This window comes from Agrobacterium sp. B1(2019), assembly GCF_008274755.1.
GTDB lineage: Bacteria > Pseudomonadota > Alphaproteobacteria > Rhizobiales > Rhizobiaceae > Agrobacterium > Agrobacterium salinitolerans.
In genome coordinates this window covers 1,861,013-1,886,993 of record NZ_VTPB01000001.1, presented here as the reverse complement: position 1 = coordinate 1,886,993, position 25,981 = coordinate 1,861,013, and the positions used below count along the sequence as shown (strand labels likewise).

25 protein-coding genes are annotated in these 25,981 nt (G+C 60.5%); 12 read left to right on the top strand and 13 right to left on the bottom strand.

Annotation, left to right across the window (positions count from 1 at the left end):
* The 5 genes from AGR1_RS09475 to AGR1_RS09455 form a co-directional block, all read right to left on the bottom strand.
* Entirely contained in the window at positions 1-366 is a 366-nt protein-coding gene (locus tag AGR1_RS09475) for a helix-turn-helix domain-containing protein (RefSeq protein ID WP_020812514.1), read from the bottom strand.
* Entirely contained in the window at positions 363-644 is a 282-nt protein-coding gene (locus AGR1_RS09470; RefSeq protein WP_149146770.1) for a DUF6516 family protein, read from the bottom strand. The genes AGR1_RS09475 and AGR1_RS09470 overlap by 4 nt, the downstream gene beginning before the upstream one ends.
* A gap of 62 nt (positions 645-706) precedes the next feature.
* Positions 707-1,720, bottom strand: a complete 1,014-nt coding sequence (locus AGR1_RS09465) for an NAD(P)H-quinone oxidoreductase (protein ID WP_187772100.1) — start codon at positions 1,718-1,720, stop codon at positions 707-709.
* Positions 1,721-1,807: 87 nt separating this feature from the next.
* Entirely contained in the window at positions 1,808-3,610 is a 1,803-nt protein-coding gene (locus AGR1_RS09460) for an EAL domain-containing protein (protein WP_149146769.1), read from the bottom strand.
* A 183-nt stretch (positions 3,611-3,793) separates the two neighbouring features.
* Entirely contained in the window at positions 3,794-4,030 is a 237-nt protein-coding gene (locus tag AGR1_RS09455) for a type II toxin-antitoxin system ParD family antitoxin (protein ID WP_077982768.1), read from the bottom strand.
* Between the two features lie 362 nt (positions 4,031-4,392).
* On the opposite strand from AGR1_RS09455, the gene betI reads away from it, so the two are divergent.
* From betI to betA, 3 genes are all read left to right on the top strand, one after another.
* Positions 4,393-5,013 (top strand): transcriptional regulator BetI, encoded by a 621-nt coding sequence (gene betI / locus AGR1_RS09450; protein ID WP_010971178.1) that lies wholly within the window; start codon positions 4,393-4,395, stop codon positions 5,011-5,013.
* A gap of 11 nt (positions 5,014-5,024) precedes the next feature.
* A complete protein-coding gene (gene betB, locus AGR1_RS09445) occupies positions 5,025-6,506 on the top strand; it encodes a betaine-aldehyde dehydrogenase (protein ID WP_149146768.1) in 1,482 nt (493 codons plus the stop codon).
* A gap of 227 nt (positions 6,507-6,733) precedes the next feature.
* On the top strand, positions 6,734-8,383 hold the full coding sequence (betA, locus tag AGR1_RS09440) for a choline dehydrogenase (RefSeq protein ID WP_149146767.1): 1,650 nt from the start codon (positions 6,734-6,736) through the stop codon (positions 8,381-8,383).
* Positions 8,384-8,386: 3 nt separating this feature from the next.
* Here the strand turns inward: betA and AGR1_RS09435 are convergent, their stop codons facing one another.
* Both AGR1_RS09435 and AGR1_RS09430 read right to left on the bottom strand, forming a co-directional pair.
* Positions 8,387-8,686, bottom strand: a complete 300-nt coding sequence (locus AGR1_RS09435; RefSeq protein ID WP_149146766.1) for a type II toxin-antitoxin system RelE/ParE family toxin — start codon at positions 8,684-8,686, stop codon at positions 8,387-8,389.
* Positions 8,683-8,955 (bottom strand): YlcI/YnfO family protein, encoded by a 273-nt coding sequence (locus tag AGR1_RS09430; RefSeq protein WP_060723899.1) that lies wholly within the window; start codon positions 8,953-8,955, stop codon positions 8,683-8,685. The genes AGR1_RS09435 and AGR1_RS09430 overlap by 4 nt, the downstream gene beginning before the upstream one ends.
* Before the next feature lie 149 nt (positions 8,956-9,104).
* Between AGR1_RS09430 and AGR1_RS09425 the strand changes: the two genes are divergently transcribed.
* Positions 9,105-10,448, top strand: coding sequence for a chloride channel protein (locus tag AGR1_RS09425; RefSeq protein WP_187772099.1), 1,344 nt, complete (start codon positions 9,105-9,107; stop codon positions 10,446-10,448).
* A 4-nt stretch (positions 10,449-10,452) separates the two neighbouring features.
* Here AGR1_RS09425 and AGR1_RS09420 read toward each other — a convergent pair whose 3' ends face one another.
* Entirely contained in the window at positions 10,453-11,205 is a 753-nt protein-coding gene (locus AGR1_RS09420) for a DUF3750 domain-containing protein (RefSeq protein ID WP_162927409.1), read from the bottom strand.
* 73 nt (positions 11,206-11,278) lie between these two features.
* On the opposite strand from AGR1_RS09420, the gene AGR1_RS09415 reads away from it, so the two are divergent.
* Both AGR1_RS09415 and AGR1_RS09410 read left to right on the top strand, forming a co-directional pair.
* A complete protein-coding gene (locus AGR1_RS09415; protein ID WP_149146765.1) occupies positions 11,279-12,277 on the top strand; it encodes an asparaginase in 999 nt (332 codons plus the stop codon).
* A gap of 134 nt (positions 12,278-12,411) precedes the next feature.
* Positions 12,412-13,032, top strand: a complete 621-nt coding sequence (locus tag AGR1_RS09410) for a glutathione S-transferase family protein (protein ID WP_080791179.1) — start codon at positions 12,412-12,414, stop codon at positions 13,030-13,032.
* 140 nt (positions 13,033-13,172) lie between these two features.
* Here the strand turns inward: AGR1_RS09410 and AGR1_RS09405 are convergent, their stop codons facing one another.
* Positions 13,173-13,832: a glutathione S-transferase family protein gene (locus AGR1_RS09405; RefSeq protein WP_149146764.1), complete on the bottom strand. Its 660-nt coding sequence runs from the start codon at positions 13,830-13,832 to the stop codon at positions 13,173-13,175.
* An 82-nt stretch (positions 13,833-13,914) separates the two neighbouring features.
* Positions 13,915-14,430 (bottom strand): MarR family transcriptional regulator, encoded by a 516-nt coding sequence (locus tag AGR1_RS09400; protein WP_149146763.1) that lies wholly within the window; start codon positions 14,428-14,430, stop codon positions 13,915-13,917.
* 140 nt (positions 14,431-14,570) lie between these two features.
* On the opposite strand from AGR1_RS09400, the gene AGR1_RS09395 reads away from it, so the two are divergent.
* The 4 genes from AGR1_RS09395 to AGR1_RS09380 all read left to right on the top strand — a co-directional run bounded on the left by AGR1_RS09395 (position 14,571) and on the right by AGR1_RS09380 (position 20,103).
* A complete protein-coding gene (locus AGR1_RS09395) occupies positions 14,571-16,100 on the top strand; it encodes an MDR family MFS transporter (protein WP_187772098.1) in 1,530 nt (509 codons plus the stop codon).
* 228 nt (positions 16,101-16,328) lie between these two features.
* Positions 16,329-17,339 carry a ligase-associated DNA damage response exonuclease gene (locus tag AGR1_RS09390; protein WP_187772177.1) on the top strand — a complete coding sequence of 337 codons (1,011 nt, stop codon included), beginning with the start codon at positions 16,329-16,331 and terminating at the stop codon, positions 17,337-17,339.
* A gap of 1 nt (position 17,340) precedes the next feature.
* Positions 17,341-18,966, top strand: a complete 1,626-nt coding sequence (locus AGR1_RS09385; RefSeq protein WP_149146762.1) for a cisplatin damage response ATP-dependent DNA ligase — start codon at positions 17,341-17,343, stop codon at positions 18,964-18,966.
* A gap of 171 nt (positions 18,967-19,137) precedes the next feature.
* Positions 19,138-20,103, top strand: coding sequence for an alpha/beta fold hydrolase (locus AGR1_RS09380; protein ID WP_149146761.1), 966 nt, complete (start codon positions 19,138-19,140; stop codon positions 20,101-20,103).
* Between the two features lie 34 nt (positions 20,104-20,137).
* On the opposite strand, the gene AGR1_RS09375 is transcribed toward AGR1_RS09380, so the two are convergent.
* On the bottom strand, positions 20,138-20,920 hold the full coding sequence (locus AGR1_RS09375) for a glycosyltransferase (protein ID WP_162927407.1): 783 nt from the start codon (positions 20,918-20,920) through the stop codon (positions 20,138-20,140).
* A gap of 154 nt (positions 20,921-21,074) precedes the next feature.
* The gene (locus AGR1_RS09370) at positions 21,075-23,510 is read right to left on the bottom strand and encodes a heavy metal translocating P-type ATPase (protein ID WP_149146760.1); all 2,436 of its coding nucleotides are present in this window, start codon (positions 23,508-23,510) and stop codon (positions 21,075-21,077) included.
* A gap of 165 nt (positions 23,511-23,675) precedes the next feature.
* Here AGR1_RS09370 and AGR1_RS09365 point away from each other — a divergent pair, with 165 nt between their 5' ends.
* Complete coding sequence (locus tag AGR1_RS09365; RefSeq protein ID WP_080791175.1) at positions 23,676-24,584, top strand: L,D-transpeptidase; 909 nt, start codon at positions 23,676-23,678, stop codon at positions 24,582-24,584.
* Between the two features lie 155 nt (positions 24,585-24,739).
* The gene (locus AGR1_RS09360) at positions 24,740-25,465 is read left to right on the top strand and encodes a L,D-transpeptidase (RefSeq protein WP_080791174.1); all 726 of its coding nucleotides are present in this window, start codon (positions 24,740-24,742) and stop codon (positions 25,463-25,465) included.
* A gap of 48 nt (positions 25,466-25,513) precedes the next feature.
* Here the strand turns inward: AGR1_RS09360 and AGR1_RS09355 are convergent, their stop codons facing one another.
* Positions 25,514-25,972: a MarR family transcriptional regulator gene (locus AGR1_RS09355; RefSeq protein ID WP_149146759.1), complete on the bottom strand. Its 459-nt coding sequence runs from the start codon at positions 25,970-25,972 to the stop codon at positions 25,514-25,516.
* Positions 25,973-25,981 lie beyond the last annotated feature (9 nt).

The window sequence follows — 25,981 nt, the reverse complement described above, 5'->3', positions numbered from 1 at the left end:
CTATGCCGCGTCTGCGGCCTTCACGTCGAATTCGAAGTGGATGCTGTCATAGGGAAACTCTATGCCAGCCTCGTTCCGGTCGATAACGCCCGCATGGAGGAGCGACGTCACGTCGCGATGAACGGCCTGTACGTCCCGTCCGACCCGACGGGCAACCTCCCGGATAGAAAGCGGTCCCTGTCCCGCCAGAGCCTTGACGATGGCAAGGCGAAGCGGCGCGAGAATGCGGTGCAGGTCCTCATAGCTGGAAAATTCGACGGACGGTTTCGCCTCCACCGGCTTTCCAGACATGGCCAGATTACCGGCGGCAACAAAGCGGCTCTTGATATCCTTGATCGTGCTGAGACGGACGGTGAGTGCGGTCATGACAAAATCCTTTCCATATCCGCCTGAAAAGCATCGAACAGGGCTTCGAGCGTGGTGAAGGCGATGGTGTCTTCACGCCCGTCCATGTGACGATGATCGCCTTTGCCGCGTTCATTGTCATAACGCAGAACACATTCCCCTTTGATCACCAGCGCCAGCCGATATTTGAACGGGTGAAGACTTCCGGGAACAGGCTCAGACAGATGCCACAGGACAACCTCGAAGAAGGCCGTCTCGTCGATCACTTTGCGCGTCTTTTCGAGCAGAATGGCCTTCATGTTGTTATTCTTGACAACACTTTGCTGTGTTGTCAATGAAAACAACGATCGTGCTCAAAACGTCACGACACCCGTATCACGATCTTGCCGATATGATTGCTGCTTTCCATCAGCCGGTGCGCCTCCGCGACCTCGTCCAGTGTGAAGACCCGGTTGATGACCGGTGCCAGCTGACCGCTTTCGATGAGCGGCCAGACCTCTGCGACGAGGTCGTCGCGGATGGCGCGTTTTTCGTCGGCCGTGCGGGGGCGCATGGTGGAGCCTGTGACGGTGAGGCGCTTGACCATGATGGGGGTGAGGTTGACCTTGTCGGCCACGGCGCCGCCGAGAAAAGCGATGATGGACAGGCAACCATCCTTGGCCAGCACCGAAAGGTTCTTTTCGAAATAGGCTGCACCGATCATGTCGAGAACGACATCGACGCCCTTGCCGCCTGTTTCGGATTTCACGACTTCGGCGAAATCCTCCTCGCGGTAGTTGATCGCCCGTCTGGCGCCGAGCTTCACGCAGGCTTCGCATTTTTCCGCAGAACCCGCCGTCGCATAGACTTCCGCACCAAAGGCTTTGGCAAGCTGGACGGCCGTCGTGCCGATGCCGCTGGTGCCGCCGTGGATGAGCACGGTTTCACCTTCCGTCAGGCCCGCCATCTGGAAGAGATTGGCCCAGACCGTGAAGAAGGTTTCCGGCAAAGCCGCCGCTTTGACGGCGTCGTACCCCTTGGGGAAGGGGAGGGCCTGCCCGGCCGGCACGGTGCAATATTGCGCATAACCGCCGCCATTGGCGAGCGCGCAGACCTTGTCGCCCAACTTGAATTCGGTGACGCCTTCACCCAGCGCAACCACCTCGCCGGCGATTTCAAGGCCGAGGATCGGGCTTGCATCTTTCGGCGGCGGATAGGCGCCCTGCCGCTGTGCGATATCCGGCCGGTTGACGCCCGCCGCCTCGACCTTCACCAGAACCTCGCCTTTGGCGGGCTTCGGCAAAGGCGCTTGCGAAAGCCGCATCACCTCCGGGCCGCCATGGGAGGGAAGGTCGATGAAGCGCATTGTTTCGGGCAGGGTCATGGTGTCGGGCATAGCAGGGGCAACTCCTCACGTGTGGGCGTCGCCTGAAGATGTAGGTCAGATGCGCCGCTTAGGGAAGGAGGCCGTTGGTCACGAGTGTCAATTTGTCTCGCCGAAGACCCGTACGACGAGACCGCCTTCGTTTTCCTTCGCAGCCGCCTTCACACTCGCGATCTCGCTGCCGATCCGCTCTGGATTGGCGATGATATGCCCTTTCGGCAAGGTCAGAACGCCGATGGAGCAGCGCAGCAGCGCAAAGTCCCGTTCATTGCCGTGGCGGTCCTGACCTTTCATGCAGCCGGCGGCGCGGTCCTCGTCCGAATAGAGTTCGGCCACGTCATCATGAAAATCGCTGATCAGCCGCTCGAGGATTTCCGTTAGTTCTCCCACCGTCCAGTCGCGCACACCGATGAAGAAATCGTCGCCGCCAATATGGCCTAGGAAACAATCTCCGGCAAAAAAGTAACGGCGCATCAGCGCTGAAAACAGGGTGATGGCGTGGTCACCGGCGTTGAAACCGTATTTGTCGTTGAAGGGTTTGAAATTATCGAAGTCGCAATAGCAGAAGAAGCGCACTTCATCGCCGTCGCTGCAGCGGTCGGCAATGAAGCCGCCAATCGCGCGGTTGCCGGGCAGCGCCGTCAGCGGGTTCTGGTCCTGCGCCATCTTCAGCTGTTTTTCGTTGATGACCTTGATGAGCGAAGCGGCGGAAACGATGCCGGCGTAACGCATGTTTTCGGTCAGGATGATGCAGGCGCTGCCGCCCATGCTGGCGAACATGTTCATCAACTGATCGGCATCTGCATCGAGGCCGACAATCGGCGCGGGATCGACGAAATGGGAGATGGTGCGCTCATAGATCTTGTTCTTGAGCAGATCGCGGCCGAAGGGCCGGTAGATATATTCCTTGAGGTGATATTCGTTGATGACGCCGCGCGGTTCGCCATTGGCGTTGAGGACCGGGAAAAACGCCTGCTGCGGATTACTGCGGAACAGTTCGAAGACGCTGTCGACACTGTCATGTTCGAAGACGGTTGGAAGACGCTCGATTTCCCGGCGAATGAGGATTTCGTCGAGCGTCTGGCTGCTGCGCCGCGCCACGCCGATGAGGCTGATGTGGGGAAAGCTCTCCGGCAGCTCGCTGGTGAAGACCGTGGGCCTGGCGATCAGCCAGCCCTGCACCAGATCGACGCCGAATTCGCGGCAGGTCAAAAACTCCGCCTCGGTTTCGATACCTTCCGCAATGACCCTGACGCCGAGAATATGAGCGATGTTGACGATGTTGCGCACAAGGTGCTGCTTGCGCGGCAATTGGTCGACGCCGGTGATGAAATGCCGGTCGATCTTCAGGTAATCCAGCGGGAAGTCGCAGAGCAGCTTCATTTCGCCATGGCCGGCGCCGAAATCGTCAATCGCCAGCTTGAAGCCTTCCTTGCGCATGCGGGCGATCAGCGCCGTGAATTCCGGCACGCTGGTATTGTCGAAACGTTCGGAAAGCTCGAAGCAGATGGAGGAGGCCGGTATGCCCGCCCGCGCCAGATAGCCGACGAGCTTGTCCAAAATGGCGTTGCCATGCGGGATCAGCCGCACATCGAGATTGAGAAACAGGGTGGCGGAGGAGAAATCGGGCAGCGTGGAGAATTTCGCGAGCGCGCGGCTTGCCAGCATCTGCTCGAAGGCCTTCAACTCACCATCCGCGGCAGCCTGGTCGAGAAGCGCCAGCGGATTGGAAAAACCGAGCCGGTCATGGCCGCGCATCAGCGATTCATAACCGAAGATCGTGCCTGTCGTCGCCTCGACAATCGGCTGAAACGCCGTTTCAAGCACCAGTTTCGCCATGGGAAACATGTGCCCGGAGGCAAAACGCCTTATGACATCGTTCTCCAGCGTGACGGCCTGCATTTCTATTTCTCCGCTGTTGCCGGTCCCTTTGGTGGCGCGCCGTATGGAATGCGCCATTGGGAACCCGTCTCTTTTGCGGCGAACAATCGCAGATTACAGGTCAACAAAAGCTTTCACGACTGTGAAGCTTTGATGAACGTTTTGTTACAACCCTTTCAATATGGAAGGTTGTTACGCCGGGCCTTATGCCCGGCGGATATGCCCGGTGTGTGCGGCATAAAGTTCCGCGACATTCATGCGTTCCCGGTCCGCTTCGACAGGTTCGGTGGACGTTGCGCCGACGCCATGTTCGGCGGAGGCCGCCCATAGTCTCAGCGCTGCCCTGACGACCTCGCTGCCGGATGCGTAAGCGCCGCAATTCACGGCCTCGCGCATTCTTGCTGCCTGTTCCGGGGAAATCGATACTGTCACCATTGGCATGATATCACTCCCTTCTTTAAACACTGCGAACGGTCTTTCGATCTATGGGATCGGGTGCCGTCGTGGTCTATGGCGGGCGTTTTTATCGTCTTTCGTCTGGCGCCGCTTCCAGCGAAATTTATATCGCCATCAATATTAGCACGAAACGCGTTCCATTCCCAATTCGCAGTAAATCACGGTTTAGTTTTTCCCGCGTGAGCCGGGCGGCGGCGTAGGCGCCATGCTTGGCGGATGAGCGGCAACCTACAGCTCCCCGGTGGCGGAAAATATGATCTATCGCAAATCAGCGACAAAAAATGGCGCGTTTTTTATTGATTGATTGATCAATCAAGAATATTTTGCCCGCCATCAAGGAGACGCTTATGCCCAAGATCGGAATGGAGCCTCTGCGCCGCAAGGCGCTGGTGGATGCGGCACTGCGCACCATAGGCCACCATGGTTCGCTGAATGTGACAATGTCCGACATCGCCCGGGAAGCGGGCGTGTCGGCGGCCCTTGCGCATCATTATTTCGGCAGCAAGCAGCAGCTGCTTCTGGAAACCATCCGCAGCCTGCTGCGCGATCTGAGGCGTGATGCCGTAGCGGCATTGATCCGCGCATCCGGTCCGCGTGAAAAGCTGAGCGCCATCGTGCATGTCTCCTTCCAGAGCGACCAGTTCACGCCGGAGACGGTGGCGGCATGGCTTGCCTTTTACGTCGAGGCGCAGCGCTCGGAAGAAACCCGCCGTCTGCTGGTGATTTATTCCCGCCGCCTGCGCTCCAACCTCATGGCAAGCCTCAACCGGCTCTGCCCGCCTGACGATGCTGCGCGGATTGCCGAAGGGGCGGCGGCGCTGATCGACGGGCTTTATATCAGACACAGCCTGCGCTCCGCGCCGCTCGGCCTCGCTTCCGCGCCGGCGCTCGTCGAGGATTATTTCGACATGCAGCTCAAATCTTTTCCTGATGGACAGCGCGCCAAGCCGTCTATCCGCACCCTCTAGGAGACTTCGATATGACCATCGCCACGCCGCTTAGGGCGCAGCCGAAAGCCTCGCATTTCATCGACGGCGATTATGTCGAAGATAATACCGGCACGCCGTTCGACAGCATCTTCCCCGCAACCGGCGAGATCATTGCCCGGCTTCACGCCGCAACACCGACGATTGTCGAGCGTGCCATCGCCTCGGCCAAGCGCGCCCAGAAGGAATGGGCGGCGATGAGTCCCATGGCGCGCGGCCGCATCCTCAAACGCGCCGCCGATATCATGCGCGAACGCAACGATGCGCTTTCCACGCTGGAGACGCTGGATACCGGCAAGCCCATTCAGGAAACCATCGTCGCCGACCCGACCTCGGGTGCGGATGCCTTCGAGTTTTTCGGCGGCATCGCGCCTTCCGCATTGAATGGCGACTACATTCCCCTCGGCGGTGATTTCGCCTATACCAAGCGCGTACCGCTCGGTGTCTGCGTTGGCATTGGCGCGTGGAACTATCCGCAGCAGATCGCCTGCTGGAAGGCCGCTCCCGCGCTCGTCGCCGGCAACGCCATGGTCTTCAAGCCCTCGGAAAACACCCCGCTCGGCGCGTTGAAGATCGCCGAAATCCTGATCGAGGCCGGTCTTCCCAAGGGCCTCTTTAACGTCATCCAGGGCGATCGTGACACTGGCCCGCTTCTGGTCAACCATCCCGATGTCGCCAAGGTTTCGCTCACCGGTTCGGTGCCGACCGGTCGCAAGGTTGCCGCCGCCGCCGCCGGGCATTTGAAGCATGTCACAATGGAACTCGGCGGCAAGTCGCCGATGATCGTGTTCGACGATGCCGATATTGAAAGCGCTGTCGGTGGCGCCATGCTCGGCAATTTCTATTCCTCCGGGCAAGTCTGCTCGAACGGCACGCGCGTTTTCGTGCAGAAAAAGGCGAAGGCGCGTTTCCTCGAAAACCTGAAAAAGCGCACCGAGGCAATGATCCTCGGCGATCCCCTCGATTACGCCACCCATCTCGGCCCGCTGGTCTCCAAGGCCCAGCAGGAGAAGGTTCTCTCCTATATCGAAAAGGGCAAGGCGGAAGGGGCAACGCTCATCACTGGCGGCGGCATTCCCAACAATGTTGCGGGCGAGGGCGCTTATGTTCAGCCGACCGTGTTTGCCGATGTGACGGACGATATGACCATCGCCCGTGAAGAAATCTTCGGACCTGTCATGTGCGTGCTGGATTTCGATAACGAAGAAGAGGTTCTCGCCCGCGCCAACGCCACCGAGTTCGGCCTCGCCGGCGGCGTCTTCACCGCTGATCTCGCCCGCGCTCACCGTGTGGTGGATCAGCTGGAGGCGGGTACGCTGTGGATAAACACGTACAATCTCTGCCCGGTGGAAATCCCCTTCGGCGGCTCGAAACAATCCGGTTTCGGCCGCGAGAATTCGGCGGCGGCGCTGGAGCATTATAGCGAGTTGAAGACGGTTTACGTGAGCACGGGGAAGGTGGACGCGCCTTATTGATGGGTTGGCGAGCGGGGTTTACCCCCCTCTGTCCTGCCGGACATCTCCCCCTCAAGGAGGGAAATCGGCAAGAGGCGCTCCAGCACTTCATTCGCAAATATTGAGATAGGCGAGACCTATCCGCGAGTCGATTTCCCCCCTTGAGGGGGAGATGCCCGGCAGGGCAGAGGGGGGTAAACCCCACCCCAATACATTCATCGGAACCAAAGCCCCAAGTGGAGCAAACAATGCAGGCAGATTACATCATCGTCGGTTCGGGTTCCGCAGGCTCCGCCATCGCCTACCGCCTGTCGGAAGACGGCCGTTATTCCGTCATCGTCATCGAGGCGGGCGGTTCCGATTTCGGGCCCTTCATCCAGATGCCGGCCGCACTTGCCTGGCCGATGAGCATGAAGCGCTACAATTGGGGTTATCTCTCCGAACCCGAGCCCAATCTCAACAATCGCCGCATCACCGCCCCGCGCGGAAAAGTCATCGGCGGCTCGTCCTCCATCAACGGCCTCGTTTACGTGCGCGGCCATGCCGAGGATTTCAATCGCTGGGAAGAGCTTGGCGCGCATGGCTGGGCCTATGCGGATGTGCTGCCTTACTTCAAGCGCATGGAGCACAGCCATGGCGGTGAAGAGGGCTGGCGCGGCACGGACGGGCCGCTGCATGTGCAGCGCGGGCCGGTCAACAATCCGCTGTTTCACGCCTTCATTCAGGCCGGCGCGCAGGCGGGTTTTGAACTGACCGATGACTATAACGGTTCCAAGCAGGAAGGTTTCGGCCTGATGGAGCAGACGATCCATAATGGCCGCCGGTGGTCTGCCGCCAATGCCTATCTGAAACCGGCGCTGAAGCGCGGCAATGTCACGCTCGTCAACGGTTTCGCCCGCAAGGTCGTGATCGAGAACGGTCGCGCCGTTGGCGTCGAGATCGAGCGCAGGGGCGTGGTGGAAACCATCAAGGCGGGTCGCGAGGTCATCGTTTCTGCGTCCTCCTTCAATTCGCCGAAACTGCTGATGCTGTCGGGCATCGGGCCTGCCGCGCATCTGAAAGACATGGGCATCGAGGTAAAGGCGGACCGTCCGGGTGTCGGCGCCAATCTTCAGGACCATATGGAGTTTTATTTCCAACAGGTCTCCACCAAGCCGGTCTCGCTCTACTCGTGGCTACCATGGTTCTGGCAGGGTGTTGCCGGGGCGCAATGGCTGTTGTCGAAGGGCGGACTTGGCGCCTCCAACCAGTTCGAGGCCTGCGCCTTCCTGCGCTCCGCACCGGGCCTCAAACAGCCTGACATTCAGTATCATTTCCTGCCTGTCGCCATCTCCTATGACGGCAAGGCGGCGGCGAAAAGCCATGGTTTTCAGGCGCATGTCGGCTACAACCTGTCGCCGTCGCGTGGCAATGTCACGTTGCGCTCCGCCGATCCCACGGATGATCCCGTCATCCGCTTCAACTATATGAGCCACCCAGAAGACTGGGAGAAATTCCGCCATTGCGTGCGCCTGACGCGTGAAATCTTTGGCCAGAAAGCATTCGACGAATTCCGTGGCCCGGAAATCCAGCCGGGTGAGAATATCGAGACCGACGAGCAGATCGATGCCTTTCTGCGAGAACATCTGGAAAGCGCCTACCACCCCTGCGGCACCTGCCGCATGGGCGACAGGAACGACCCGATGGCGGTTGTCGATCCCGAATGCCGTGTGATCGGCGTCGAAGGGCTGCGCGTTGCAGACAGCTCGATCTTCCCGCACGTGACCTATGGTAACCTCAACGGCCCGTCGATCATGACGGGCGAGAAGGCTTCCGACCACATTCTCGGCAAAACCCCGCTGCCGCGCTCCAATCAGGAGCCGTGGGTAAACCCGCGTGCGGCCGTCAGCGACCGGTGAGGATCAATGGTAATCGTCCTCGCGCTGGTGGCGGACGGCGGCAATGGTGACGGTTTTCGGGCCATCAATGCGGAACAGCACGATATAGCCGGAGGAACCGAAGGGCACGAGGAGTTCGCGTAAGAGGCTGTTTTCGGCAGATGCCTTGCGGCAACTGAAGGGAAAATCGCCGAGAATCTCCAGTCCTGCTCTTATGGCGCGGATTGCTTTCTCAGCCACATCGATGTCGTAGGCGATCAGAAAATCATAGATGCGATCAAAATCGGCCAAGGCTTCTTCGGTATAGCGAAGCTCATACGTCATTTCCGCTTCGCGGCTTTCGCAGCATCAAGTTTCTTTTGCATCATCGAAAGAACATCGTCGGTGCTATAATAAATGCCGGTGCGCTCCGCTTCTTCGAGTGACGCCAGCCCGCGCGCAATGAATTCCGCCTGCGATTTACGGATTTGCACCTGCCTGCGCACGGACTCTTCAACGAAGGAAGAAAGCGTCTCGCCTTCCTTCAGCACGCTTTCAGCAGCCTCGCGAAAATCCGCCGTCACCCGCAGTGAAGGGATCGTTGCCGTTTTCATGTCCACGTCTCCATGCGTTGCAATTGCGACGCAAAGAATGCGCCGATAGGGGCGACCTGTCAAATGCAAAACCTTGCAATCCCCGCCCGAGAGGCCGATAAAAGGGCCTCCCGCCCGACAATAACTGAAATCACCGATCTGGAATCACCATGCCCGTCGACTACAAGAAGCTGAAGATGCTCCGCCGTTCCCGTGTCGTCTGGGGCTCATGGCGGGTGTGGAGGCCGAGGGCGGTTTTCTGGATAGGTGCGATTGCGGTTGGCCTTATCAGCGTCGGGTTTGCGTGGGCGGCGGATCGGGCCCAGCACCTTTTCTTCGCGGCAACCTCATCGGGGGAATGGGCGTTTCTGCTGCCGCTCATCATCACGCCGCTCGGGTTTACGCTCTGCGCCTGGCTTGCGATCACGGTTTTTCCCAATGCCGGCGGTAGCGGCATTCCGCAGGCCATCGCTGCGCGGCACCTGCGGGAAGATGCGGACCGTTCGCGGCTTCTGTCGCTGAAGCTTGCTTTCGGCAAGGTGGTGCTGACGGTCGCCGGTCTGCTCTCCGGCGCGTCCATAGGCCGCGAAGGCCCGACCGTTCAGGTTGGCGCTTCGATCATGCTGCAGGCAGCCCGCTGGGGCGGCATGGCGCAGGCGAAGGGCCTCATTCTCGCCGGTTCGGCGGCAGGCATTGCGGCGGCCTTCAACACGCCGCTGGCGGGCATCGTCTTCGCCATCGAGGAAATGAGCAAGACCTATGAATCCCGCGCCAATGGTCTGGTTCTCACTGCCGTCATCCTGTCGGGCCTTGCGTCCTTGGCTCTGGTCGGCAGCTATACCTATTTCGGCACCAGCTCGGTCATGGCGAAAACGACGATGGACTGGCTGCTGGTGCTCGTCTGCGGTGTCGGCGGTGGTGCGTTTGGCGCTCTTTTCAGCTCTGGCGCCCTGCGCCTATCTGCGCGCATCCGCCGTTTCGCCCAGACCATGCCGTTAAAGCGGATGCTGGCAGTGGCGGCGGCCTGCGGCCTTGCCTCCGCGGCAATCGGAATAGCGTCTGGAGGCGCCACCTTCGGAACCGGTTACGAACAGGCGCGCGCCGCAATCGAGGGCGAGGCCGCGCCGACCTTCTTCTTCATCGAAAAACTGGCGGCGACGTTCCTTGCCATGATGTCGGGCATTCCCGGCGGCATTTTCGCGCCGTCCTTGTCAGTGGGCGCGGGTTTCGGCAGCACCATGGCCACCTTGCTTGGCACCAGCATCGGCCTCGGCGCCATCGTCGGCATGGCGGGTTATTTTGCGGGCGTGGTGCAGGCGCCGATGACGGCCTTTGTCATTATCCTCGAAATGACCGGCAATCATGAAGGCGTCATGCCCATCATGGCCGCATCGATGCTGGGATATCTGACGTCGCGGCTTTTCTCCCGCGAGCCGCTTTATCATGGCCTGTCGCGGGTCTTCATCGCCCAGAGCATCCGCGCCCGACGCGCCGCTCAGGCCAGCGAAACCTAACCGCTTACGCGCGGACGCCCGCCACGCCGAAATAACCGAGCCCCGGTATCTTTACGCCGGGCCGGCTGAAATCGATGCCGGCGACAAGGCCGAGAAAATTCACCTCGAGACCGCTGCGGGCACCCGCCGAAACGCCGAACAGGCCGCCAAGCGAAACGCTTACATCCTTCCAGTCGTCGGCGATGTGGTAAAACGCGCCGTCCGGCAGATAATCGCGGCCAACCGCATCCGGCGGCAGCACGACGCCGAGTTCCGGCACGCTGCGCAGCACATGGGCGACGAAGGTGTTGGAGTTGGGGCCGGGATAGATGCGATAGCCGCCCGGCTTGCCGTAGGGGTAATCGGCAATCGCCTTTTCGATCTTGGGGATCAGCTTTTCCGCTTCCGCGCCGTGAATGGCCACCACTTGGCGCGGCATGTTGGAATACCAGTAGGCATCCGCTGCATAACCATTGTGGCGGATCGGCGTGCCCCAGCCCACCTTGTCATAACGGTCATAATTTGTGGCGTCCGGCTTTTTCAGCACGACCCAGGCATGGCTGGCGACCGAGCCCTTGAAACCGCCGGTCATGGCGGAAAAGACGTAGACGGCGGCTTCTCTGTTGCTGGACGCGGCCGGCAGCATGCCGGAGGACGACCATCTCGCGGCGTTCCAGCCGCGCGGATGGTCCTTCATGGCCCACAGGCCGGCCGATGCCAGCGCGGGAAGCAGATAGATAACGGCAATCGCCAGCAGAAGACGTTTTGCAAATTTCACGAACAGCCCCGTGCATCGAAAAATCAATTGCGGTATCAACCACATGAAATCAGAATTTTTTGAGGCCACAAAAATGAACAATTCCGTTACCGTCGAAGTCACCAGGGGTAATCTGGTCGAAAGCCGCCATCATGGCCTTGCCGTGGTGGTGGATGGCGATGGCGGCGTGCTGTTTTCGGCTGGCGATATTGAGCGCGGCATCTTTCCGCGTTCCGCCTGCAAGGCCATGCAGGCGCTGCCGCTGGTGGAAAGCGGTGCTGCGGATGCCTATCAATTCGGCAACCGCGAACTCGCACTTGCCTGTTCCTCCCATTCCGGTGAGGACGCGCATGTGGAACTCGCCGCTTCGATGCTGGCGAAGGCGGGCAGGGATGCCGATACGCTGGAATGCGGCGCGCATTGGTCTTCCGACCAGAAAACCATCATCCATCAGGCCCGCACGCTGGAAAAGCCGACGGCGCTTCACAATAATTGCTCCGGTAAACATTCCGGCTTCATCTGCGCCTGCTGCCACACCGGCACGGACCCCAAGGGCTATGTCGGTTACGATCATCCGCTGCAGCGGGAAATCCGCGCCACGATGGCAAGCCTGACGGGTGCTACTCTCGGCCATGACAATTGCGGCGTGGACGGCTGCTCCATCCCCACCTATGCCGTGCCGCTCAAGGGGCTGGCGCATGGTTTCGCGAAAATGGCGACGGGCAGGGGGCTGGAACCGGGGCGTGCGAAAGCCTCGGGCCGTCTCATCGAGGCCTGCATGGCTGAACCCTTTTACGTGGCGGGCACTGGCCGCGCCTGCACGAAGCTGATGCAGATCGCGCCGGGAAAAATCTTCGCAAAGACCGGCGCGGAGGGCGTCTTCATCGCCGCCCTGCCGGCAAAGGGCATCGCCATGGCGGTGAAATGCGAAGACGGCACGACGCGTGCGGCAGAAGCCATGGTTTCGGCATTGCTCGCCCGTTATTTCGATGAAGGCAGCGCCGAACAACAGGCGCTGAGCGGCATGGCGAACCGGCAGATGCGCAACTGGAACGGCATCCATGTCGGCGATGTCAGGGTCGTCGGTCTCTAAATAACCTTTGACGCGGCCGTTTGCCGGCACGATGATGGTGCGACCTGCGTGTGACGGCCATCCCTTGGTCGCCGCGGGTCGGCGTTCGTACGAGGAAGAAACGGGCGCTTCATTGCTTTGGAGGTCGCATACCCATGTTCACACTGTTTTTCTCTCCCGGTTCCTGTTCCCGCGCCAGCCATATCGTGCTTGAGGAATCCGGCCTGCCTTATAAGGCCCACCGCGTTAATTTTGCGGAAGGCGAGCAACGCTCCGAGGCATTTTTAAAGATCAATCCCAAGGGCCGCGTGCCGGCGCTGGCAACGGCAAGCGGCGTGCTGACGGAGACGCCCGCCATCCTCGCCTTCATCGCCCAGATGGCGCCTGAGAAGAAACTCGCGCCACTCGACGATCCCTTCGAATTCGCGTTGATGCAGTCCTTCAACTCCTTCATTTCTTCGACGGTGCATGTCGCCCATGCCCACGGCCGGCGGGGCAGCCGCTGGGCGAATGAGGATAGTTCGCTGGCCGATATGAAGGCGAAAGTGCCGCAGACCATGGGCGAGTGCTTCGAACTGATCGAACACGGCATGCTGCACGGCCCATGGGTTCTGGGCACCGCTTATTCGGTTGCCGATCCTTATCTTTTCGTCATGTCCGGCTGGCTGGAAAGCGATGGCGTGGATATTGCCCGCTTCCCGAAGGTGCACGACCACTTCCGCCGCATGAACGACCGGCCGGCAGTGCAGCGGGCGCTGGCGGGGGAGAGGGGTTAATAGTTACTGTCGTCATCCTCGGGCTTGTCCCGAGGATCTGCAACGTATTGATTTTATTTGACGTGGTTGGATCTTCGGGACAAGCCCGAGGATGACGTTGAGTACGGAGGGACGTCTCCAGTCCGCGCCCAAAGCTCGTGTCAAGCCGCCTCGGCCGCGCGGGTATCCCACATGGACTTGAACGCCGTGCGGGCCTGGCAACGATCCAGCCAGGCTTTCAGCGCCGGATGGGCATCGAACAGCGGTTTGTGGTCCTGGGCGTAACGAACGATTTCCGCCGCGTTGAGGTCGGCGACGGTGAAACGGTCTCCCACCAGATAATCATGGGTGGCGAGATGCTGTTCCAGCACCCGGAAGGGGCGCTTCAGCAAGCGGGCGGCGACGTCGATAACAGCCTTACCAGTGTCGCTTTCCGACAGGCCTTCGGCGATGGCGGAGGAAATCTTCAGCGAATTGGTCTCGATTTCGGTGGCGGCGAAGAAGGACCATTGCAACATCGCCGCATCTTCCTTCAGATCGACCGGCGCAAGTGGCCCGCCATATTTACGGGCAAGGTAGAGATTGATGGCCATGGATTCGTAGAGCACCATGCCGTCATCCTCAATGCAGGGAATGGTGCCCATCGGATTGACGGCGAGAAATGCGGGCGACAGCGTGTTGAGCGGCGCATCCGCAGCCAGCGGATCGGCAAGGCGGCGGGCCTGTATCACGGGTACATGCTTGAATTCTATGCCCAGTTCACCCGCAAGCCACAGTGTGCGCGTAGCGCGGGAACGGTAGACACCGTAAATCGTCAACATCGAAATTACCCCTTGACCAGTTCGATGCGCCGCACGTTACGGTTTCGTCGCTTTAAAGTGAAGTTGCAGATCCCTGGGCCAACTATGATTTTTTCTGATCCGCGAATAAGTCCGTATCCGGTGACAGACGATATTCGAAACGGTCGATAAAGCGTTCGAACAGGCGGGCGAATGTCTCTACATCCTCCGCCGGCCATCCATCCATCACATCCTCGATGACGCTCATCTTGGTCCGGCGCATTTTCTGCAAAAGGCTGGTGCCGAGCGGCGTAATCTCGACAATGCTGCGGCGGCCGTCTTCCTGGGAAACGCTGCGTTTCAGCAGGCCGCGCCCTACCATATCTGCCACCACCCGGCTGCCGCGTGAGGGATCGATGCGCATGCCCTCGGCAATCGCACCCACGGTAACATCGCCTTCGGTGCGGCGCAGAATATCGAGAACGTCGATATGGGAGAGTTCAAGACCCGGAGCGAGCTTGGCAAGCGCCATGCGGCCGATGATGCGGCGGCCGATCATGATGCGCATGCGCGTCATCGTATTGCCGATCCGCTTGATGTCCTCGGGCAGATCCTCGTTCCAGTTTTCCTCGCTCGCCACGCTTTGCCGTTCCTTTCATTGCCAGTTCGCGATCACATTTAGCGCGAATAACATGGATGTCAAAAACTTGCTATTGACATATATATGCTGATAGCACACAAATTGCCGTAGCAAAACCGCCGTAGCCAACGAGATTTTTCATGGATATGTCCACCGCCCCCGTGGCGCCGCTTGTGTCGGATCATCGGCGCAGGCTCATCGTCTTTCTGTTCCTGATGCTGGCCATGTTCATGGCGACCCTCGATAACCAGATCGTATCGACAGCGCTTCCCACCATTGTCGGTGAATTCGGCGCGCTGGAGCGCTTCGGCTGGATCGGCTCCGCCTATCTGCTGGCGACCAGTGCTGTCATGCCTGTCTATGGCAAGCTCGGCGATCTGTTCGGACGCAAATATGTAATGATCGCGGCGGTCGTCATCTTCACGCTCGGCTCGCTGGCCTGCGGGCTGGCATGGTCGATGGACAGCCTGATTGCCGCCCGCGTGTTGCAGGGGCTTGGCGGCGGCGGCATCATGGTCTCGATCTTTTCCGTCAATGCGGATCTGTTCGAGCCGCGCGAACGCGCCCGTTACCAGAGCTATTCCAGCCTCACCATCATGGCGTCGGGCAGTGTCGGCCCGATCCTCGGCGGCACGATGAGCGACCTGTTCGGCTGGAGATCAATCTTCCTCATCAACCTGCCGCTCGGCATTATTGTCATTGCAGGGCTGGCATTGATGCTGCCTTACCGCCGCCCGGCGCGCCAGCCGAAGATCGATTATCTCGGCGCCATCCTGCTGGCTGCCACCATTGCCAGCGTGGTGTTCTGGGCCGACAGCAGCGAATTGTTCGGCTCGTTGATCGCCGCCCCAAGCCTCGGTATCGTCGCCTTCGCCGTCATTGCGGGTTTCCTGTGGGTACAGGTGGAGCGTCGCGCGCCGGAACCCGTCGTGCCGCTGCGCCTCTTCAAGGACAGCACCTTTCCGCTGCTGATGATTGTCTCGCTGACCAGCGGCGGCATCGGCATCGGCATGGTCAATTATTATGCCCTGTTCCTGCAGACCACCACCGGGCTTTCGCCTTCCCATGCCGGCCTGTTCTTCATCGCCGTCACCGGCGGCATCGTCATGGGCTCGCTTTCGGCCGGACGGCTGATTTCGATCACCGGCGTTTACAAGCCCTTCTCTGTGGCGGGCCTTACCATCAACGTCATCGCCATGCTGCTCTTCACGCAGATGCATGCCGGAACGCCGCTTTGGGTGATTGCGGTCCTCATGTTGGCACAAGGCTTTGCTGTCGGGCTCGGCCAGCAGGCGCCGATCATCGGCGTGCAGAATTCAGCACCCAAGGCGGATATTGGCGCGGCGAGTGGCGCGGTGACCCTGACCCGCATGGGCGGTGCGGCGATCGCCATTTCTGTCTATGGCGCCATCGTGTCATCGAGCCTGAAAGGTGTCGCGGTCAATATTCCCGGTGTCGGCAAGATTGAGGAACTGACGCCGAAAATACTCTCCGAACTGCCTGCCGCCTCACAGGCCGCCGTCGCCTCGCTCTATTCGGATGCGTTTACGCCGCTGTTCTTCGCCGCCGCCGCAACCGCCGCCATCGGTCTTGCCGCGGCGCTGATGCTGAAACCGGTGCGGCTACCGGCGGCGGTTGAGGCGAAGCCGGCCGAAGGGGCGGGGGAGTAAAGTCCGTCACCCAATACGGTTCGATGGGATTGAAGCGCCTTGTTCACGTTGCTCACCATACCCTCATCCCTGTGACGAGCATAGAAATGAGGGAAAGGACGGGCCGTGCAATGTGTTTCACCATCACGGTCCCACAAAACAAAAACACCGCCGCTGGAAATTTAATGCCCGTTCCGCGTTATGCTCGCAGCACTTTAGATTCGCGCGGGCGGCCCTATCTCAATGAATATGAAGCAGGAACAGCTGTTGAATTCCACGCCCAAGGGCCTTTATTGCCCGGTGGGTGATTTTTATATCGATCCCGTGCGCCCGGTGGCGCGGGCGCTCATCACCCACGGTCATTCCGACCACGCCCGCGCCGGCCATGGCGCGGTGCTGGCCACGCGCCAGACGCTGGATATCATGCGCATCCGTTATGGCGAGGATTTCTGTGGCAGCGAGCAGGCGGTCGCATTCGGCGAAAGGGTGGAGGTAAACGGCGTTACCGTCGGTTTCCATCCAGCAGGCCATGTGCTGGGTTCGGCGCAAATCTCCGTGGAAGTGAATCGCCTGCGCATCGTCGCCTCGGGAGACTACAAGCGCGGCATCGACCCCACCTGCGCTCCCTTCGAGACGGTGCCCTGCGATGTCTTCATCACAGAGGCCACCTTCGGCCTGCCGGTGTTCCACCATCCGCTGCCGCGCGTGGAAACGGCCAAGCTGCTCACCTCCATCAAACAGTTTCCCGAGCGGACGCACCTTGTCGGCGCCTATTCGCTGGGCAAGGCACAACGCGTCATCCGGCTGCTCCGTGACAACGGCTATTCCGATCCCATCTATATTCACGGCGCGCTGGCGCGGCTTTGCGATTATTACATTTCGCAGGGCATCGATCTCGGCGATCTCAGGCCCGCGACGCTCGAAAAAAGCGATCCCTCCGCCTTCAAGGGTGCGATTGTCGTCGGCCCGCCCTCCGCCTTTCAGGAACGCTGGGCACGGCGCTTCAACGAACCGCTGATCGCCTTCGCGTCCGGCTGGATGATGGTGCGGCAACGCGCCAAACAGGGCGGTGTGGAACTGCCGCTGGTGATCTCCGACCATTGCGACTGGCCGGAGCTTCTGGAGACCATCAAGGAAATCGGCCCGCAGGCCGTCTGGGTCACCCATGGCCGGGAGGAGGCGCTGGTGCGCTGGTGTGAATTGCAGGGCATTGCCGCCAAGCCGCTGCATCTTGTCGGTTACGAGGATGAGGGGGATTGAGATGAAAGCCTTCGCCACCCTTCTCGACCGTCTCGTTCTCACTCCCTCGCGCAACGGCAAACTGAAGCTGCTAACCGATTATTTCCGCGATACGCCCGATCCCGACCGGGGTTACGGTCTGGCGGCGATTGCCGGCACGCTGGACCTCAAGAGCGTCAAGCCGGCCATGCTGCGCGAACTGGTGCTGGAGCGCATGGACGAGGTGCTGTTTCGCTATTCCTATGATTATGTCGGCGATCTGGCCGAGACCATTTCGCTGGTCTGGGGCAATATCGGCGGCGCGGATGACACCGAGGCGCAGGACCCGCGCCTCGGCGACGTCGTGACGCTGATGAACTCGCTCGGCCGTACCGAGGTTCGCGGCGCGGTGCGCGATCTGCTTGACCGGCTCGATACGTCCTCGCGTTTCGCTTTCCTCAAACTCGCAACCGGCAGCCTGCGCATCGGCGTTTCGGCGCGGCTGGCACGGCAGGCGCTGGCGGATTTTGCGGGCAAAGACATCACCGAGATCGAAACCCTCTGGCACGGGCTGACGCCGCCCTATACGCCGCTTTTCGCGTGGCTTGAGGGGAAGTCCGAGCGGCCGGTTCTGGCGACGCCCGCCATCTTCCATTCGGTCATGCTGGCGACGCCGGTGGCCGATGGCGACCTCGATAGTCTGGACCCAGCCGACTATGCCGCAGAATGGAAATGGGACGGTATTCGCGTGCAATTGTCCCGCGCAGGCGCCACGCGAAAACTCTATTCCCGCTCCGGCGACGATATTTCCGGCGCTTTCCCTGACGTGCTCGACGCCATCGATTTCGAAGGCGTGATGGATGGCGAATTGCTGATTGGCGGCACGGTGCGGTCCAACAATCTCACCCGCACCTTTTCCGACTTGCAGCAGCGACTGAACCGCAAGACGGTGACTGCGAAGATGCTGGATGATTATCCAGCCTTCATTCGCGCCTATGACCTGCTGTTCGAGGGCGAGAACGATATTCGCGCCGAAAGCTACATGGAGCGCCGCGGCCGCCTCTCGGATATTATCGAGCACGCGCCTCATGATCGCTTCGACCTCTCGCCGCTGATTGGCTTTTCCAGCTGGCAGGAACTCGATACGCTTCGTGCCGCACCGCCCGATCCTGTGATCGAGGGCGTCATGATCAAGCGCCGTGACAGCACCTATCAGGCCGGGCGCGCCAAGGGCCCCTGGTTCAAGTGGAAACGCGATCCTTATAATATCGACGCCGTCATGATGTATGCCCAGCGCGGCCACGGCAAAAGATCGAGCTATTATTCCGATTTCACCTTTGGCGTCTGGGCGGAAGGCGAGGATGGTGAACAGCTTGTTCCCGTGGGCAAGGCCTATTTCGGCTTCACCGATGCGGAGCTGGAGGTGCTGGACAAGTTCGTGCGCGACAATACCGTCGAGCGTTTCGGCCCGGTGCGGGCGGTGCGTGCCACGCCGGATTTCGGTTTCGTGCTGGAGGTGGCCTTTGAGGGCATCAACCGCTCCACCCGCCACAAATCCGGCGTGGCCATGCGCTTCCCGCGCATTTCGCGGCTTCGCGCCGACAAGGTGCCGGCGGAGGCGGACAGGCTCTCGACTCTGGTGGCGATGATCGACGGTGTGGAAGGGTAGGGCGCCTTGACCCGTCCCTCATCCCCCGCGGCAGGCGCAGGAACGGAGAGACGCTGTCCAGAAATTGCCATGATGGCTGCGAATACATTGTTGTCATTCGCGAATCCGTGATTGGACAGCCTCCAGCCGCAGTGTTGAACTGCTCTAGTAACAATCCCCCGCAGGTGACATATGGCAGACAAACGCTTTCTTTCCCAAGCCTTCGGACAGGAAAAGAGCGGCGCCATCTCGCCGGGCCTGACGCGGCGAAGCCTTGTGGCCGGCGCCATGGGGCTCTCAGCGTCCGCATTTTTACCACCCCGAGCGAAAGCGGGCATTGTTGCGCCAGAGGTGCTGCCGCTTGAGCGGCAGGATTATGCGGTGGCGCGTCAGCATTTCCACACCCATCTCCTGCGAAAAATGCCGGCGCCGGAAAAATCTTCCGCACTCGGCACGCCGCCCGGGGCGACACGGATCACCTATCCGGGCGGGCCGGATGGTTCCATTGCGCTTGTCGCGTGGCTCTCCCACTACCAGCCCTCAAAAACGCTAAAGCCCGCCGTCCTTTTCCTCCATGGCGGCAACGCCACCGGGGACGGCCATTGGGCGCTGATGAAGCCCTATTGGGAAGCGGGCTATGTCGTGCTTCTGCCATCCTTCCGTGGTGAAAACGGCCAGAGCGGCAATTATTCCGGTTTTTACGACGAAACGACGGATGCACTGGCCGCCGCCGCCTATCTGGAAAATCTTCCCGGCATCGACAGAAACCGCTTCTTCATCGCCGGCCATTCCAATGGCGGCACGCTGACGCTTCTGGCCGCGATGAGCCGGAAGTTTCGCGCCGCAGCACCCATCTCCGCTGGCGTCAGTTCCTGGCGTTATTTCAATCGCTATAGCGACGAGATCTGTTTCGACGAGACCGACGAGCGCGAATTCATCATGCGCTCCTCCGTCTGTTTCGGCCCCAGCCTCAAATGTCCGGCGCTGCTTTTGCGGGGCACGGAGGAACGGCCCTTCGATGCCGATCACCAGCTTTTCGTGGATCGCGCCCTGACATCGGGTTTCAAAGTCGACAAAAAGCTGTTGCCCGGCACCCATAATGGTGTGGTGCCGCATGCGGTCGAGGAAAGCATCCGCCTTTTCAACGGTTTCGCCTGAGGCGCCAGTTTCGCCTCCAGCAGAAAGGCCGCCGCTAGTTTTTGACGATTGCGGTTTTGGCCTGCTCCGCCCACCATGCGCCGTCCTTCTTGTCGGCATATTGGGCGCGCTTGTTGGTGAACTGCCCCTGGGTACACATCTCGCGGTAATTGCGGACAGGCAGGCCCAGTTCCTTGACGACGGCATGCACCACCGTCGGGCCGGTCATGTCATAGACGCTGACGAGCGTTCCGTCTTCGATATTCTGGGCAATACGATCGGCTATCAGCCTGAGCGCCGGGTGGCCGGGTTTTGACGCCATGAAGTAATTTGTGATTTCGCCGTCTTTCATGGCAATGAAAACGGCTTCTTCATCCGTGCCGATCACATCTTCCGGGCGAGCTGCAAAATTGGAATCGATATCGAGATAGATGCCGCCTTCCTGCAGAAGAACCAGAATACGCCAGAAATCGGCCTTGGCGGCGCCCACCTGCAGGCGGCGGAAGGCATCGGCGTAACGTCCGGGAAAATGCCGGTCGATATAGGCCTGGCACGCCTCGTCATCATGGTAGCGATATTCGAATTCCGGCGTCAGCCAACGGTTGAACAGGAAATTCGCATAGATCGGCGTCGTTACCCGGTTGGAGTAATTGGTCTGCCAGATGATGCGGGGAATGGCTTTTTCCGATTTCGGGCTGCGCCTGGCAGGCAAATACTGCGGAAGCGTTTTTCTTCTGCCGGGCCGCAAAAACAGATCGATGGAGAAAATAACCTTCACGATATTGCCGCCGATCTTGATCGCGCGATACGCAATGCGGTTATAGCCAGTCTTTGCCAATGTCAGCGCTCCTGCGCGTGGAATCGTTTGTCGCGCGCGTGGAAAACGGAGGTAGGCGGTATGTATTGGACGCAATTAGTTTGTCAATATGCCGTAAATAAGACGGCCGGGCCTCGATGGACGAGGCCCGGCCGTCGTGCACGCGAATGGAATTTCAGCCCTTGCGGTTGAAATAGCCGAGCAGCCGCATAGCGTTGGCGGTGACCAGAACCGTCGCGCCGGTGTCGGCGAAAACGGCGAGCCACAGGCCTGAAACGCCAGTTACGGTGGTCACCAGGAAGACCGCTTTCAGGCCAAGCGCGATGGTTACGTTCTGGCGGATATTGCTCATGGTGGCGCGCGACAGGCCGATGAGGCGGGCGGCATCGCCGACATTGTTGCGCATCAGCGCCGCATCCGCCGCTTCCATCGCTACGTCAGTGCCCGAGCCGATGGCGACGCCGACGCTTGCCGCGGCAAGGGCCGGCGCATCGTTGATGCCGTCACCCACCATGACAACGGTCTTCTTTTCGGCAAGCTTGCGGATTTCCTCGACCTTGTTCTGCGGCAGGAGTTCACCGCGCGCCTCAAGGCCCAGCTTGTTGCCGATGGCGCGCGCCGTGCGGGCATTGTCACCCGACAACATCAGCGAGGAAATACCCATATCCTTCAGCGCCTTCACGCCGTCGGCCGCATCCTTGCGCGGCTCGTCACGCATGGCGAACAGGCCGCTTGCCGCCCCGCCGGTCATCACGACAGCCACCGTCTTGCCTTCGCTTTCCAGTGCGGAAATGCGATCTGCAAGATCCTTGGAGAGCGTACCGACTTCCGTTGCAAAGCGCGGTGCGCCGATGAACAGGTCTTTTCCGCCGACATTGCCCTGCATGCCGCGACCGGAAATCGCCTTGATGTTGGAACCGGGCAGGGGCTTCACACCGCTTTTTTCGGCGTGATTGACGATGGCGCGCGCCAGCGGATGGCTCGATTCATGCTCGATGGTTGCGGCCTGCGCAATCAGCTCGGCCTCGTTGCCGTCAAGCGCCACCACGTCGGTTACGACAGGTTCGCCGAGCGTCAGCGTGCCGGTCTTGTCGAAGGCCACGGTTTCGGTGCGCGCCAGCATTTCGATGACGGCGCCGCCCTTCACCAGCATGCCGTGGCGTGCCGCAGCCGAAAGGCTGGAGGCGATGGCTGCGGGGACCGAAATGACCAGCGCGCAGGGGCAACCGATCAGGAGGAGCGCGAGACCGCGGTAAATCCAGGTATCCCACTCACCGAGACCGAGAAGCGGCGGTACGATGATGGTCAGCACCGAGATCGCGACGATCAGCGGCATATAATAACGCGAGAAGCTCTGGATGAAGCGCTCGGTCGGGGCGCGGGCATCCTGCGCTTCCTCGACCAGCGTGATGATGCGGGCAATGGTGTTGTCTTCCGGGGCGCGGTCGACACGGATGCGCAGCGAGCCGTCATGGTTGATCGAGCCGGCAAAGACACGGTCGCCCTTTTCTTTCGCGACCGGAATGCTCTCGCCGGTCATCGGCGATTCGTCGACGCTGGACTGGCCTTCCATGACAACGCCATCGGCGGCGATACGGTCGCCGGGGCGCGCGACGACCATCTGGCCGATGCGCACCTGATCGGCGGAGACCTGCCGAAGCGATCCGTTTTCCTCTACCATCGCGGTTTTTGGCAAGAGCGAACCGAGCGCCTTGATGCCGGAGCGAGCGCGGGCGGCCGCAAAACCTTCAAGCAATTCGCCGACGGAGAAGAGCAGCACGACAATGGCCGCCTCTTCCGCCTCGCCGATGATGATCGCGCCGATGGCGGCAATCGTCATCAGCATCTCGATGGTGAAGACCGCACCGAAACGGGCGGCGTTGAAGGCATTTCTCGCGATCGGGAAAAGCGTGGCGAGCGTCGCGACGACGAAGGCGTAACTGCCCCAGGCCGGGAAGGTCAGCTCCGCCGCATAGGCGATGGCGACCAGGATCGTGCCGGTGAAGGTGTTGCGCGCCTTTGCGGTGCGCCACCACGCGCCTTTTTCATCCGCGCCGTGGGCATGCCCTATCCCGGCGCTCTGGCTTGCGGCGGCAGGCGCGGCAGCGTGGGAGTGGCCCGCATGGTCGTGTCCGTGATCGTGACCAGAATGATCGTGGCCGGAGTGATCGTGGTTATGCCCGTTGCAGGAGTGGTGCTCGTCTCCAGAATGGTCGTGGCCGGAATGATCATGCCCGGAATGATCATGCCCGGAATGGTCATGCCCGGAATGGTCATGATCGTGATGGCCACCGCATGTAGCGGGATCATGGTCATGTTCGTGCTTATGATCCGGCGTCTTTTCGCGTGCGGTCTTTTCCTGCGGCAGCAGAGCGGGCTTGAAGCCGAGCTTGCGCAGCGTATCCTCGATTTTGTCGACCGGGGTCTTGTTCTCGACAAGCGAGAGGTTCAGCCTTTCGCGGGCCACCGAAACCTTGACGTCGCCAACGCCGGGCAAACGGGAAAGCGCGGTTTCGATTTTGGCCGCGCAGCTGCCGCAATCCATGCCGCCGACCGAAAAGGTCAGGTCCTCCGATGCTCCGTCCAAACTGCCGCGTGTCGAAATATTCATGGTTCGCTCCTGAATTCCACTCGACAGCCAATCTGGCACCTCTAGCAACTAGAGCTTCAAGAGGAAAAATGCGGTTTTTCGATTTTTTTTGAAAGACCAACGCCAGCTTCGCGCCAGCCGCGGGGTCCATCATGCCGGCAGATTGGATTCCATGAAGCGGTTCAGATGATAGCACTCCTTTTGAAAAACGGTCGCCGGGCGGCCTCTCTGGCGGGGCTTGCCCTGCTGCCTCTCATGAGCGGCTGCCTTTTCGTGACGGATACGACCCGGATGGACCCGGACGTTTTCGTCAGGGAAACGGCGCCGGTGTTCAATTTCAACTCCGTCAGCTCTAATCGCCAGCCGGAACTGCCGCCGCAGCCGGGCCAGCTTTCGACGCGCCCGCCGGATCTGTTCAGAACCCGCTTCCATCAGGAATACGGTCCGCCGGTGCGGGGGCAGGGGCTGCAAGCCCCACAGGTGCAAGGTTATAACGCCCCTCAGGGGCGGGGTCAGGCCATGGCTTATGGCCTGCCGGTTTCCAATCCGCTGCACCGGGTCATATATGGCCCGATCCGCGACGATGACCGCTCGTTGCCGGCCATTCCCTATGGCCGCATCGATCCGCGCTATCTCAGGCAGGAAGTGAGCTACCAGACGGCGGAAGCGCCGGGCACTATCGTGGTCGATACGAAGCAGCATTTTCTTTATCTTGTGCAGTCGGGGGGCAAGGCGATCCGTTACGGCGTTGGGCTGGGGCGCGACGGTTATGCCTGGTCGGGTCGGGGCAAAATCCAGTGGAAGGCGAAATGGCCGCGCTGGACGCCGCCGGATGAAATGGTTAAGCGCCAGCCGGAACTCGCCTCCATCTCCGCTGCCAATGGCGGCATGACGCCGGGTCTCAACAATCCCCTCGGTGCGCGCGCGCTTTATATTTTCAAGGACGGCAAGGACACGCTGTACCGCGTCCACGGCACGCCGGACTGGCAATCCGTGGGCAAGGCGACGTCCTCCGGCTGCGTGCGCATGCTCAATCAGGATGTGATCGATCTATATGAGCGTGTGCCGCAAGGGGCGCAGATTGTGGTTATCTGAACACGTTCTAAAAGAAAGAGTTGTCAGACCCATTCCGCCAGCGCCTTGTGACTGGCTTTTAGCGGTCGGTTAACTATTTTCGCAATACGCATGAAACGGAACAAATGACGTACAACGGCGATATAGCCGTTCGAAATGTGGGACAACCCGGCCTTATGACAAGCACCGACACAGATCTTTCCAGACGCACCTTCCTTTCCCTTCTCGGCATCTCCTCCGCTTCGCTTCTCGCAGGCTGTGCCTCATCCGGTCCGGGAGGCGCCATTCGTCAGCAGGCAGGCGCCATCGGCAGCGATTTCCGGCAGATGTTCTCGCCGGGCGTCAGCGATGCGGAACTGGCCGTCATGTACGGCTCTGTTGAAGATGGCGGTTACGTCATTCCTGCCGTGCCCTATCAGAAGATCGACCGCCGTTATTATCGCCAGCGGGTTGTCGATCCGACCGGCGAACGCCCCGGCACCGTGGTTGTCGATACGCGTTCGCGCTTCCTCTACGTTGTGGAGCCGGGCGGCAGCGCCATGCGCTACGGCGTCGGCATCGGCCGCGAAGGTTTCGCCTGGTCGGGCGAGGGCGTCATCCAGTGGCGTCAGAAATGGCCGAAATGGACCCCGCCGGACGAAATGGTCGCCCGCCAGCCGGAACTCACCAAATATTCGTCCAAGAACGGCGGCATGCCGCCGGGCCTGAAGAACCCGCTCGGCGCGCGCGCGCTCTATATCTTCCAGAACGGCAAGGACACGCTCTACCGCCTGCACGGCTCGCCGGAATGGAACTCCATCGGCAAGGCCGTCTCCTCCGGCTGCGTGCGTCTGATGAACCAGGACGTCATCGACCTTTACGACCGCGTGCCGCAGAAGGCGCGTGTGGTGGTGTGGCAGTAAGCCATCTCATTCGAGGAAAAAAGGCGGCCCTGTGCCGCCTTTTTTCGTTTAAGGGCGAGTGAGATTGTCCTTGAGCGCATTCACCCTGTCGCGAATCTGTACCAGTTCCTCCAGCCCGCAGCCGGTGGCGCCGCCGATTGCTGCCATGATCTTCACGCCCTCTTTTTTGAGGTCCGCGCCCTTGGGCGTCAGGGCCACCAGCACCTGCCGTTCATCCACCGTGCCGCGTTTGCGGGTGATCAGCCCCGCATGTTCGAGCCGTTTCAGCAGCGGCGACAACGTGCCCGAATCGAGGCCCAGCATTTCGCCGAGCGCCTTGACGGTGGATGTCTCCTTTTCCCATAACGCCATCATCACCAGATATTGCGGATAGGTCAGCCCGATCGGGTCGAGCAACGGCTTATAAGCGCGCGTGAAGGCGTGCGCCGCGCCATAAAGGGCAAAACATATCTGCTGGTCCAGCCTCAACAGGCTTTCCATCTTCTTCTCGTCGCCCGCTGTGTCCATTTTCCTGCT

Bases quoted from the DNA above. Each gene is read 5' to 3' on its own strand.
- AGR1_RS09475 (WP_020812514.1), bottom strand. From the start codon at position 366: ATGACCGCACTCACCGTCCGTCTCAGCACGATCAAGGATATCAAGAGC.
- AGR1_RS09470 (WP_149146770.1), bottom strand. From the start codon at position 644: ATGAAGGCCATTCTGCTCGAAAAGACGCGCAAAGTGATCGACGAGACG.
- AGR1_RS09465 (WP_187772100.1), bottom strand. From the start codon at position 1,720: ATGCCCGACACCATGACCCTGCCCGAAACAATGCGCTTCATCGACCTT.
- AGR1_RS09460 (WP_149146769.1), bottom strand. From the start codon at position 3,610: ATGCAGGCCGTCACGCTGGAGAACGATGTCATAAGGCGTTTTGCCTCC.
- AGR1_RS09455 (WP_077982768.1), bottom strand. From the start codon at position 4,030: ATGCCAATGGTGACAGTATCGATTTCCCCGGAACAGGCAGCAAGAATG.
- betI (WP_010971178.1), top strand. From the start codon at position 4,393: ATGCCCAAGATCGGAATGGAGCCTCTGCGCCGCAAGGCGCTGGTGGAT.
- betB (WP_149146768.1), top strand. From the start codon at position 5,025: ATGACCATCGCCACGCCGCTTAGGGCGCAGCCGAAAGCCTCGCATTTC.
- betA (WP_149146767.1), top strand. From the start codon at position 6,734: ATGCAGGCAGATTACATCATCGTCGGTTCGGGTTCCGCAGGCTCCGCC.
- AGR1_RS09435 (WP_149146766.1), bottom strand. From the start codon at position 8,686: ATGACGTATGAGCTTCGCTATACCGAAGAAGCCTTGGCCGATTTTGAT.
- AGR1_RS09430 (WP_060723899.1), bottom strand. From the start codon at position 8,955: ATGAAAACGGCAACGATCCCTTCACTGCGGGTGACGGCGGATTTTCGC.
- AGR1_RS09425 (WP_187772099.1), top strand. From the start codon at position 9,105: ATGCCCGTCGACTACAAGAAGCTGAAGATGCTCCGCCGTTCCCGTGTC.
- AGR1_RS09415 (WP_149146765.1), top strand. From the start codon at position 11,279: ATGAACAATTCCGTTACCGTCGAAGTCACCAGGGGTAATCTGGTCGAA.
- AGR1_RS09410 (WP_080791179.1), top strand. From the start codon at position 12,412: ATGTTCACACTGTTTTTCTCTCCCGGTTCCTGTTCCCGCGCCAGCCAT.
- AGR1_RS09405 (WP_149146764.1), bottom strand. From the start codon at position 13,832: ATGTTGACGATTTACGGTGTCTACCGTTCCCGCGCTACGCGCACACTG.
- AGR1_RS09395 (WP_187772098.1), top strand. From the start codon at position 14,571: ATGGATATGTCCACCGCCCCCGTGGCGCCGCTTGTGTCGGATCATCGG.
- AGR1_RS09390 (WP_187772177.1), top strand. From the start codon at position 16,329: ATGAAGCAGGAACAGCTGTTGAATTCCACGCCCAAGGGCCTTTATTGC.
- AGR1_RS09385 (WP_149146762.1), top strand. From the start codon at position 17,341: ATGAAAGCCTTCGCCACCCTTCTCGACCGTCTCGTTCTCACTCCCTCG.
- AGR1_RS09380 (WP_149146761.1), top strand. From the start codon at position 19,138: ATGGCAGACAAACGCTTTCTTTCCCAAGCCTTCGGACAGGAAAAGAGC.
- AGR1_RS09370 (WP_149146760.1), bottom strand. From the start codon at position 23,510: ATGAATATTTCGACACGCGGCAGTTTGGACGGAGCATCGGAGGACCTG.
- AGR1_RS09365 (WP_080791175.1), top strand. From the start codon at position 23,676: ATGATAGCACTCCTTTTGAAAAACGGTCGCCGGGCGGCCTCTCTGGCG.
- AGR1_RS09360 (WP_080791174.1), top strand. From the start codon at position 24,740: ATGACAAGCACCGACACAGATCTTTCCAGACGCACCTTCCTTTCCCTT.
- AGR1_RS09355 (WP_149146759.1), bottom strand. From the start codon at position 25,972: ATGGACACAGCGGGCGACGAGAAGAAGATGGAAAGCCTGTTGAGGCTG.